Annotated in this window: 10 protein-coding genes; 4 read left to right on the forward strand and 6 right to left on the reverse strand. The window is 70.3% G+C overall.

Going from position 1 to position 9,785, the window contains the following annotated elements:
- Positions 1–88: 88 nt before the first annotated feature.
- Positions 89–1,498, reverse strand: a complete 1,410-nt coding sequence (glnA, locus tag AB0I98_RS49010; protein ID WP_362952897.1) for a type I glutamate--ammonia ligase — start codon at positions 1,496–1,498, stop codon at positions 89–91.
- Positions 1,499–1,707: 209 nt separating this feature from the next.
- Between glnA and AB0I98_RS49015 the strand changes: the two genes are divergently transcribed.
- The 3 genes from AB0I98_RS49015 to AB0I98_RS49025 all read left to right on the forward strand — a co-directional run bounded on the left by AB0I98_RS49015 (position 1,708) and on the right by AB0I98_RS49025 (position 4,067).
- On the forward strand, positions 1,708–2,175 hold the full coding sequence (locus tag AB0I98_RS49015) for an RDD family protein (RefSeq protein WP_362952899.1): 468 nt from the start codon (positions 1,708–1,710) through the stop codon (positions 2,173–2,175).
- 125 nt (positions 2,176–2,300) lie between these two features.
- Positions 2,301–3,449, forward strand: coding sequence for an acyl-CoA dehydrogenase family protein (locus AB0I98_RS49020; RefSeq protein WP_362952901.1), 1,149 nt, complete (start codon positions 2,301–2,303; stop codon positions 3,447–3,449).
- Positions 3,450–3,626: 177 nt separating this feature from the next.
- Positions 3,627–4,067, forward strand: a complete 441-nt coding sequence (locus AB0I98_RS49025; protein WP_362952911.1) for a flavin reductase family protein — start codon at positions 3,627–3,629, stop codon at positions 4,065–4,067.
- A 13-nt stretch (positions 4,068–4,080) separates the two neighbouring features.
- Here the strand turns inward: AB0I98_RS49025 and AB0I98_RS49030 are convergent, their stop codons facing one another.
- The 4 genes from AB0I98_RS49030 to lipB form a co-directional block, all read right to left on the reverse strand.
- Positions 4,081–4,782 carry a DUF4191 domain-containing protein gene (locus AB0I98_RS49030; protein ID WP_210576235.1) on the reverse strand — a complete coding sequence of 234 codons (702 nt, stop codon included), beginning with the start codon at positions 4,780–4,782 and terminating at the stop codon, positions 4,081–4,083.
- A gap of 81 nt (positions 4,783–4,863) precedes the next feature.
- Entirely contained in the window at positions 4,864–5,064 is a 201-nt protein-coding gene (locus tag AB0I98_RS49035; RefSeq protein ID WP_210576234.1) for a hypothetical protein, read from the reverse strand.
- 273 nt (positions 5,065–5,337) lie between these two features.
- Positions 5,338–6,303: a lipoyl synthase gene (gene lipA / locus AB0I98_RS49040; protein WP_362952903.1), complete on the reverse strand. Its 966-nt coding sequence runs from the start codon at positions 6,301–6,303 to the stop codon at positions 5,338–5,340.
- A gap of 106 nt (positions 6,304–6,409) precedes the next feature.
- A complete protein-coding gene (gene lipB, locus AB0I98_RS49045) occupies positions 6,410–7,207 on the reverse strand; it encodes a lipoyl(octanoyl) transferase LipB (RefSeq protein ID WP_362952905.1) in 798 nt (265 codons plus the stop codon).
- A gap of 213 nt (positions 7,208–7,420) precedes the next feature.
- Between lipB and AB0I98_RS49050 the strand changes: the two genes are divergently transcribed.
- A complete protein-coding gene (locus AB0I98_RS49050; protein ID WP_362952907.1) occupies positions 7,421–8,857 on the forward strand; it encodes a regulator in 1,437 nt (478 codons plus the stop codon).
- A gap of 85 nt (positions 8,858–8,942) precedes the next feature.
- Here AB0I98_RS49050 and AB0I98_RS49055 read toward each other — a convergent pair.
- Positions 8,943–9,785, reverse strand: an 843-nt coding sequence (locus AB0I98_RS49055) for an FAD-dependent oxidoreductase (protein WP_362952909.1), incomplete at its 5' end; no start/stop codon positions are given.

Here is a 9,785-nt window from a genome sequence, read left to right on the forward strand (position 1 = left end):
GCCCGCCCCTCCCGGGTGTGGAACCCCCCCCCCCCCCGGCCCACAGACGGCCCAGGAGAGCTGACAGCCGCTCTGACCTGGGGCGATATCACACGTCGAAGTAGAGCTCGAACTCGTGCGGGTGCGGACGGAGCTGCAGCGGCGCGATCTCGTTCGTGCGCTTGAAGTCGATCCACGTCTCGATCAGGTCGGCGGTGAACACGTCGCCCTGGAGGAGGAACTCGTGGTCGCGCTCGAGGGAGTCGAGGACGGCCGGGAGGGAGGTCGGGACCTGCGGGACGCCCGCGTGCTCCTCGGGAGCCAGCTCGTACAGGTCCTTGTCGATCGGCTCGGCCGGCTCGATCTTGTTCTTGATGCCGTCCAGGCCCGCAAGCAGCAGGGCAGAGAAGGCGAGGTACGGGTTGCCGGAGGAGTCGGGCGCGCGGAACTCGACGCGCTTGGCCTTCGGGTTGGAGCCCGTGATCGGGATACGCATCGCGGCGGAGCGGTTGCGCTGCGAGTACACCAGGTTGACCGGCGCCTCGAAGCCCGGGACCAGGCGGTGGTACGAGTTCACCGTCGGGTTGGTGAAGGCCAGCAGCGACGGGGCGTGCTTGAGGATGCCGCCGATGTAGTAGCGGGCGGTGTCCGACAGGCCCGCGTAGCCGGACTCGTCGTAGAAGAGCGGCGAGCCGCCCGTCCACAGCGACGAGTGGATGTGCATGCCCGAGCCGTTGTCACCGAAGATCGGCTTCGGCATGAAGGTCGCGGTCTTGCCGTTGCGCCAGGCGACGTTCTTCACGATGTACTTGAAGAGCTGGAGGTCGTCGGCCGCGGCGAGCAGCGTGTTGAACTTGTAGTTGATCTCGGCCTGGCCGGCGGTGCCCACCTCGTGGTGCTGGCGCTCGACCTTCAGGCCGGCCTTCTCCAGCTCCAGGGAGATCTCGGCGCGCAGGTCGGCGAAGTGGTCGACCGGCGGGACCGGGAAGTAGCCGCCCTTGTAGCGGACCTTGTAACCGCGGTTGTCCTCGATGGCACCGGTGTTCCAGGCGCCGGCCTCGGAGTCGATGTGGTAGAAGGACTCGTTCTCGCGGGTCGCGAAGCGGACGCTGTCGAAGACGTAGAACTCGGCCTCGGGACCGAAGTACGCGGTGTCGGCGATACCCGTGGACGCGAGGTACGCCTCGGCCTTCTTCGCCACGTTGCGCGGGTCACGGCTGTACTGCTCGCCGGTGATCGGGTCGTGGATGAAGAAGTTGATGTTCAGCGTCTTGTCACGGCGGAAGGCGTCGACCCGGGCGGTCGACAGGTCCGCGCGCAGCGCCATGTCGGACTCGTGGATGGCCTGGAAGCCACGGATCGAGGAGCCGTCGAACGCCAGCTCGTCATCCGGGTCGAACGCATCGACAGGCACCGTGAAGTGCTGCATGACGCCCGGGAGGTCGCAGAAGCGGACGTCGATGAACTTGACGTCCTCGTCCGCGATGAACTTCTTGGCCTCGTCGGCGTTCTGGAACATCCAGCTCCTCCTACTCCCGACCGTCCCGCCGGGGTGGTAGTTCGTTCGTGCGGCCAGTGCGGTGGCACACGCTGACCTCGACCCTAGGGACGCGTGATTTCTCGGGCGTGACCCATTTGTTTCGCACAAGTTAACCGGCCCGGGTTCCACCGTAGCTCGGAAACACCCCGCCGTGCCCTGGCCGGACAGGGCCGCAGTACCGTGTACGCGTGGACAAGAGGCAAGCAATCGGATCGTGGCTTTCCGGCCCCCGCGCGGCCATGGAGGACGCCGGTGCCGACTTCGGATACCGGGGGGAGCAGCTCGGTCTCCCGGAGGAGGGGCCCGGCTCGATCGCCCGCCCCGGCCGCCGCCTCGGCGCCCTCGCCGTGGACTGGGCGCTGTGCCTCTTGATCGCATACGGCCTCATCACGGACGGCTACCAGCAGGCGACCGGAAACTGGGCCCTGCTCATCTTCTTCGTCATGAGCGCCCTGACCGTCGGCACGATCGGCTTCACCCCCGGCAAGCGCCTCTTCGGCCTGCGCGTCGTCCACCTGGACACCGGCACGGTCAACCCGGTGCGCGCCCTGCTCCGCTCGGCCCTCCTCTGCGTCGCCATCCCGGCCCTGATCTGGGACCGCGACGGCCGGGGGCTGCACGACCGGCTGGCGCGCACGGTCGAGGTACGGATCTGAGCTGCGGCAGTCTTCACATATGACGCCGGTCGGGTGACGGCCGGACCGGCCACGGCCCGGGGTCCCGTCCCGGTCGAACCGCGTTCGGAACACTGCCGCCATATCGGCGGAGGTGGTTGGACAATATGTCGTACGACAACATGTCGACGATCGTGGCTCGGGCATCGCAGGTCGCCGACATCGCGGCCCGGCACACGGAGGAGGCGGAGGCCGCCCGGCGCCTCTCGCCGCAGGTGGTCCAGGCGGTGCGGGACGCCGGTTTCGCGCGGCACTTCGTGCCGGTGGCGCACGGCGGCACGGCCGGCGGTTTCACCGAGCTGACCTCGGCGGTCTTCGTGGTCGGACAGGGCTGTACGTCGGCGGCCTGGGCGGCGTCGCTGGCCGCCTACGCCGGCCGGTACGCGGCGTTCCTGCCCGCCGAGGGCCAGGCGGAGATCTGGGCGGACGGCCCGGACGCGCTGGTGGCCGCCGCGCTCATGCCGTCCGGCACGGCGGAGCGCGTGGCCGGCGGCTGGCGGCTCAGCGGCGAGTGGAAGTACATCAGCGGGGTGCACTTCGCCGACTGGGCCCTCGCCTGCGCGGCCGTACCCGAGGAGCGTTCCGCTGACCCCGAGGGGCGGCCCGAGGTGCGGTACTTCGCGGTGCCGAAGGCCGACTTCACCATCACCGACAGCTGGTACTCCGTGGGCATGCGCGGAACCGGCAGCGACACCCTGGTCCTGACCGACGTCCACGTGCCCGAGCACCGCACCCTGGCCCGCTCCGCCGTCCATGCCGGGCGGGCCCCCGCGTCGGACGCGCGCTGCCACATCGTGCCGATGTACGCCGTGAACTCGCTGCCCTTCGCCGCCCCGCTGGTCGGCGCCGTGCGGGGCGCGATGCGTGCCTGGGTCGAACGGACCGCCTCCCGTGTCGACCGGCGGGGCCGGGCCGTCCGTGAGATGCCCTCGACACAGGTCTCCCTGGCCCGCTCGGCCGCCGAGGTGGACGCCGCGGAACTCCTCGTCCGGCGTACCGCGGCGGTCGCCGACGGCATGGAGACCCCGCCGGAGGGCGAGGCGGCGGTCCGCGGCGCCCGGGATCTGGCACTGGCGGTGGAGCTGCTGGTCTCGGCGGTCGGCCGGGTCTTCCGCACCAGCGGCACGTCCGGACAGTCCGCCACCGACCCGGTGCAGCGCTTCTGGCGGGACGTGAACAGCGCCGCCTCCCACGTGGCGCTTTCCTTCGAGTCCACGGGTGCGGCCTACGGCGCCTGGGCGCTCAGGTCCGTCTGACTCCGGTTGCTGGGCAGGGGCGGCGGCCTCATAGTCGACCTTGAACACGCCGAGGCCAACAGGTGGTGCGGCCGCATGACGGAGCAACAGGACATAGACATACCGGATGACATAGCCATTCCGGATGACGTAGCCCTGGCGGAAGCGCTGGTGGCGCCCGAGGAGTTCCGGGCCGCGATGGCCCGCTTTCCCTCCGGCGTCGTGGTGGTGACCACCCGGTGCCAGGACGGCACCCCGCGCGGATTCACCGCCAGTTCCTTCTGCTCGGTGTCGCTGGAGCCGCCGATGGTCCTGGTGTGCCTGTCGAACGCGGCCGACTCGGCGTGGTCGTTCGCACGCTGCGACCGTTTCGCGGTGAGCGTGCTGACCCCGGTCCACCAGCCGCTCGCCCTGCGTTTCGCCACCAAGGGCACCGACAAGTTCGCGGTCGGCGGGCTGCGGCTCGGCCCCGGCGGACTGCCGACGGTCGAGCGGGCCCTGTCCGAGCTGGACTGCGAGGCATACGCACGTCACCCGGCCGGGGACCATACGGTCCTGATCGGCCGGGTGACGGGTGTACGGCTGGGTGAGGGATCCCCGATGGTCTACTACGACCGGGACTTCAGGACGCTGGCCTGAACTCCCTCTGGTGTCAGCGGGCCTTCGGGCCGCCCTTCGGCAGCTTCATGCCCTTCGGCATCGGGCCCTTCGGCATCGGCATGTTGCTCATCAGGTCGCCCATGGCGCGCAGCCGGTCGTTGGTGGCCGTCACCTGCGGGCCGGTCAGCACGCGCGGCAGCTTCAGCATGGTGGTCCGCACCTTCTTCAGCTCGACCTGGCCCTCGCCCGTGCCGACGATGATGTCGTGCACCGGCACGTCCGCGACGATGCGGTTCATCTTCTTCTTCTCGGCGGCCAGCAGGCTCTTCACCCGGTTCGGGTTGCCCTCGGCGACCAGCACGATGCCGGCCTTGCCGACAGCCCGGTGCACCACGTCCTGGCTGCGGTTCATCGCCACCGCGGGGGTCGTCGTCCACCCCCGGCCGACGTTGTCCAGTACCGCCGCGGCAGCGCCCGGCTGTCCCTCCATCTGCCCGAAGGCGGCCCGCTCGGCCCGGCGCCCGAACACGATCGCCATCGCGAGGAAGGCGAGCAGGAAGCCCAGGATGCCGAGGTAAATGGGGTGACCGATCAAGAAACCGATCGCGAGGAAGACACCGAGGGTGACGATTCCGACTGCCGCGAGTACAAGGCCGATCTTCTTGTCGGCCCTGCGGGTCATCTTGTAGGTCAGAGCGATCTGCTTCAGTCGCCCGGGGTTCGCAGCATCCGCTGCCGTGTCCTTCCTCGCCATGCCACGAAGTCTACGTGGCCCCGGGAGCGCGGACGACGGCAGTGCCCGGAACGAGGGGGGAGGGCTTCAGGAGGTGCCGGGTCAGGAGCGTCCGGCGAGGGCCTGCTCGAGGACGCGCTGTGCCTCGACCCGGTCCTTGGCGCGGCGGCGGTCCTCCAGGACGGAGGTCCAGGCGTTACGACGGGCGGTGCGCTGGCCGCTGCTCATCAGCAGTGACTCGACGGCGCGGAGTGCGTCGGTGACGGACGGGATGGCGGTGGCGCGAACGGGCGCGGCCTGCATCTTGGAGGTCCCCCCTCGGGATGGCGGCGGATGCGGGTGTACGTGGCGTGAGTCGAGCGTCACTGAATGGTGTTACCAGGGCGTGACCGACCGGTCAAACGCCAATGAAACCTTGATACAAGGGCCGAAAACCCTGACGCGGCCCTGATGTACGCCTCCATCTGCGAGGACGTTCAGAGCCGCGTCGTTCCCGCCACTACTGGCGGGTAGTTTCTTGTGCGCGAATTCACACGCTTGCCCGCAACCTTGCGGGGCAAGGCGGGTGACGATGTGTCAGACAGCCTGCGACGCGACGTACGCGCCGCGCTTCTCGACGGCCATCTGGTACAGCCGCCCGGCGCGGTACGAGGAGCGGACCAGCGGGCCGGACATGACGCCCGAGAAGCCGATCTGCTCGGCCTCGTCCTTCAGCTCCACGAACTCCATCGGCTTGACCCAGCGCTCCACCGGGTGGTGACGGACGCTCGGCCGCAGGTACTGCGTGATGGTGACCAGCTCGCAGCCGGCGTCGTGCAGCTGCCGCAGCGCCTCGCTGACCTCCTCGCGGGTCTCGCCCATGCCGAGGATGAGGTTCGACTTGGTGACCAGGCCGTAGTCGCGGGCGGCGGTGATGACCGCGAGCGAGCGCTCGTAGCGGAAGCCGGGGCGGATGCGCTTGAAGATCCGGGGGACCGTCTCGACGTTGTGCGCGAAGACCTCGGGGCGGGAGTCGAAGACCTGCTCCAGCAGCTCCGGTACGGCGTTGAAATCCGGGGCGAGCAGCTCGACCTTGGTGCGGCCGGCCTCGCGGGAGGCGGTCTGCTCGTGGATCTGGCGGACCGTCTCGGCGTACAGCCAGGCGCCGCCGTCCTCCAGGTCGTCGCGGGCGACGCCGGTGATGGTGGCGTAGTTGAGGTCCATGGTGACCACGGACTCGCCGACCCGGCGGGGCTCGTCGCGGTCGAGGGCCTCGGGCTTGCCGGTGTCGATCTGGCAGAAGTCGCAGCGCCGGGTGCACTGGTCGCCGCCGATGAGGAAGGTGGCCTCGCGGTCCTCCCAGCACTCGTAGATGTTGGGGCAGCCGGCTTCCTGGCAGACCGTGTGCAGGCCCTCGCTTTTGACGAGGCTCTGCATCTTCGTGTACTCGGGACCCATTTTCGCCCGGGTCTTGATCCACTCGGGCTTGCGCTCGATGGGGGTCTGGCTGTTGCGGACCTCCAGGCGCAGCATCTTGCGTCCGTCCGGTGAGACTGCGGACACGTCGGCTCCCTGTAGCTTCGATTCTTCGGCGTACACCAGCGTACGCCCGTGCATACTCAGTCCTGCTCTGAGGCCAACCTCATCGTCACAGGGCTGATTCCCGGCCTCAGGCGGTCGCCTTCTCGATCTCCCGCGGCTTCAGCTCCGCGTTCTCGAGTACGTCCCTCAGGTGCCGTTCCACGACCGGCAGCACCTCCGCGATCGTCACGTCCCGGCCGAGTTCGCTCGCCAGCGAGGCCACGCCCGCGTCGCGGATCCCGCACGGGATGATGCGGTCGAACCACTTGTTGTCCGGGTTCACGTTCAGGGCGAAGCCATGCATCGTCACGCCCTTGGCGACACGGATGCCGATCGCGGCGATCTTGCGGTCCTCGCGGCGCTGGCCGGCGTTGGAGGGGGCGTACTCGGGGCCGTTGAGGCGGGGGTCGAACTCCTCGTCGTGCAGCCGGGGGTCGAAGTCCAGGGACAGTCCGCCCAGGGCGGGGCGCTGCTCGACCGGGTCGCCGAGGACCCACACTCCGCTGCGGCCCTCGACCCGGCTGGTCTCCAGGCCGAACTCCGTGCAGGTGCGGATCAGGGCCTCTTCCAGGCGTCGTACATGCGCCACGACGTCCACCGGACGCGGGAGCTTCTGGATGGGGTAGCCCACCAGCTGGCCCGGTCCGTGCCAGGTGATCTTGCCGCCGCGGTCCACGTCGATGACGGGGGTGCCGTCGAGGGGGCGTTCGTCGTCGGCCGTGCGGCGGCCCGCCGTATACACCGCGGGGTGCTCCAGGAGCAGCACGGTGTCGGGGATCTCGTCCGCGAAGCGCGCGGCGTGCACCCGGCGCTGCTCGTCCCACGCCTCCTGGTACTCGACGGCTTCCGCTCCGAATCCCATCCGGACGAACCGCAATCCACTCACGGCAAGCGCCTCCCTCAAAGATGGCTGTGTCAGGCACGTAACGCGCCCACGCCACTGTACGTCCGGTCGATGCCCGTCAGTCCTGAGGGCAATCCTCACACGATCGGATGAATAGGCGGCGAAGAGTGTGATGGCTTGCTTACTCTCCGCTACATTCGCGCCGTTCACCGAGGCCAAAACGCGAGGCCCGAAAGGCAGGAGACCGTACCGCAGATGACGGAACGACCCGCGCAGCGCACTCCCAACCGACAGCTCGCCGCGCTCATCGCAGAAGCGGGGTTCTCCAACGCGGGTCTCGCCCGTCGAGTGGACCAGCTCGGACTCGAACACGGGCTGGACCTGAGATACGACAAGACATCCGTGACCCGGTGGCTGCGCGGCCAGCAGCCCCGGGGGACGACGCCCGCACTCATCGCCGAGGTGTTCACCCGGCGGCTCGGGCGGCGGCTCACCGCCCAGGATCTCGGCCTCGACGCCTGTGCGCCGGTGTACGCCGGGCTGGAATTCGCCGGCACCCCCGAGGAGGCCGTCGACATCGTCAGCGGGCTGTGGCGCAAGGACTCCGGCAGCCACGCCGAGCTGCGCAAGATCGCGTTCACCGCGGCCGGGCTCGTCGTGCCCAGCCGGGACTGGCTGATCGGCCGCGCCGACGACAAGGTGGCCCGCGGCGAGCAGCCCGCCCGCGTCCCCGCGCAGGGCCGCCCGGTCCTGCCCCGCCAGCGCGGCCAGGCCGATCGCGGCCCCGGCCAGCGGGTCACCGGCGGTGACATCGCCGCCCTCCGCTCGGTCGGCGAGCTGTTCCGCACCCTGGACGACATGTACGGCGGCGGCCACGCCCGGCAGGCCCTCGTGCGCTATCTGGAGCACGAGTGCGAGCCGATGCTGCGCGGCACATACGGCGAGCAGACCGGCCGCCGCCTGTTCGCGGCCGCCGCCGATCTGACCCGGCTCGCGGGCTGGACGTCGTACGACATCGCCGCGCACGGGCTCGCCCAGCGGTACTTCGTGCAGGCGCTGCGTCTTGCGCAGGCGGCGGCGGACCGGGCGTACGGCTCGTTCGTGCTGATCACCATGAGCCGGCAGGCCGTCTATCTCGGACACGGGCGGGAGGCCGTACAGCTGGCGCGGGTGGCGCAGCAGGGGGTCGGGACGACCGCGCCGCCCGTCGTGCAGGCGCTGCTGCACGCGGTCGAGGCGCGTGGGCACGGGGTGCTCGGGGAGGTGCGGGCGTGTACCGCGTCGCTGGTGCGGGCCGAGCGGGCGCTGGAGGCTGCTCGGCCCGGCGATGAAGTGCCGCACTGGGCGCGGTTCTTCGACGAGGCGCAGCTCGCCGATGAGTTCGGGCACTGTCATCGGGATCTGCAGCAGTTTCGTGCGGCGGCTCAGCATGCGGAGCGGTCGTTGCAGTTGCGTGCGCCGTCGTATGCGCGCAGTCGGTTGTTCTGCCGGGTGGTGCTTGCGTCTGCGCGGCTCGGGCTGGGGGAGCTTGATCAGGCGTGCGTGTTGGGGGCGGAGGCGGCGGGAGCTGCGGCGGAGATGCGGTCGGTGCGGGCGGTGGAGTATGTGCGGGACTTTGAGCGGCGGTTGGAGCCGTATAAGGATGCGGCGCCAGTGCGGGGGTATCGCGACAAGGTCGCGGCGTTCGGGTAGCTATTCGCCGTAGCTCCGACTGTCGTATGTCTGGTGCGGCGCCGTAGTGGTTGATCGCGCAGTTCCCCGCGCCCCTTACGGCGTCTTAAGCGGCCTGCGTTGTTGGGTGTGGGTCTGCTCTGTGCAATGACCCCGTTGCGCCCAGGTCCGTCAGGATTGCTGTCGTTGCCCTGTGGGCTGAGTGCAGGGCGCCCTGGACCGTGCTGGTGTCTCGGTGGTCGCCGCAGACGTAGAGGCCTGCGAGGAGGCGTACGGGGCGGCGTAGGTCGTGGGGTGGGGTCATGGTGGGGACGGCCTCGGCTGTGTGGTGGACGGCGAGGGTTTCCCAGCGGGTGGTGGGGGTGCCGTAGAGGCGGGAGAGGTGCGTGCGTACGGCCGTGTCGGCGTCCGGTGGGGGTGTGCCGAGGAGCGTCGAGGAGATGAGGGCGCGGCCTGCGGGGGCCCGGGTGGGGTCGATCTCGCTGACCACCGCCGTGTGGGCCACCGGGCCGCCGCGGTCGGCGTCGAGGAGGAGGGCGGGGCCGGTCTGCGGTGGCTCGTCCGTGGTGTGGTGGACGACCGTGACCGGGTGGAAGCCGGGGACGCGCAGGCCGGGCAGGAGGTCGGCGGCGGTGCGGGCGTCGGTGGCCACCAGGACGGCCCGGCAGGGGAACTCGCCGTGCTCGGCGGTGGTCACCGAGGTCGTGGCGACCGACGTGACGCGCACGCCGGTGTGCACGGTGCCCGGCGGCAGCGTCCGGGCCAGCAGCTCCGGCAGCATCTCGGCGCCGCCCTCCGGGACGCACAAGCGTCCGCCGGCGAAGGCGCGCAGAGCGAGGTCCGCGCAGCGGCTGGACGTGGTCAGCTCCGGGTCGCACAGCAGGGCGGCGAGCAGCGGGCGCAGGAAACCGTCGATCGTGCGCGCGGGGAGGCCCCGGGCGGCGAGGGC

It is taken from the genome of Streptomyces sp. NPDC050211, assembly GCF_040656035.1.
Lineage (GTDB): Bacteria > Actinomycetota > Actinomycetes > Streptomycetales > Streptomycetaceae > Streptomyces.

Coding starts and splice junctions, on each gene's coding strand:
- AB0I98_RS49020 (WP_362952901.1), top strand. CDS start 2,301: ATGTCGTACGACAACATGTCGACGATCGTGGCTCGGGCATCGCAGGTC.
- AB0I98_RS49050 (WP_362952907.1), top strand. CDS start 7,421: ATGACGGAACGACCCGCGCAGCGCACTCCCAACCGACAGCTCGCCGCG.
- glnA (WP_362952897.1), bottom strand. CDS start 1,498: ATGTTCCAGAACGCCGACGAGGCCAAGAAGTTCATCGCGGACGAGGAC.
- AB0I98_RS49035 (WP_210576234.1), bottom strand. CDS start 5,064: ATGCAGGCCGCGCCCGTTCGCGCCACCGCCATCCCGTCCGTCACCGAC.
- AB0I98_RS49025 (WP_362952911.1), top strand. CDS start 3,627: ATGGCCCGCTTTCCCTCCGGCGTCGTGGTGGTGACCACCCGGTGCCAG.
- AB0I98_RS49030 (WP_210576235.1), bottom strand. CDS start 4,782: ATGGCGAGGAAGGACACGGCAGCGGATGCTGCGAACCCCGGGCGACTG.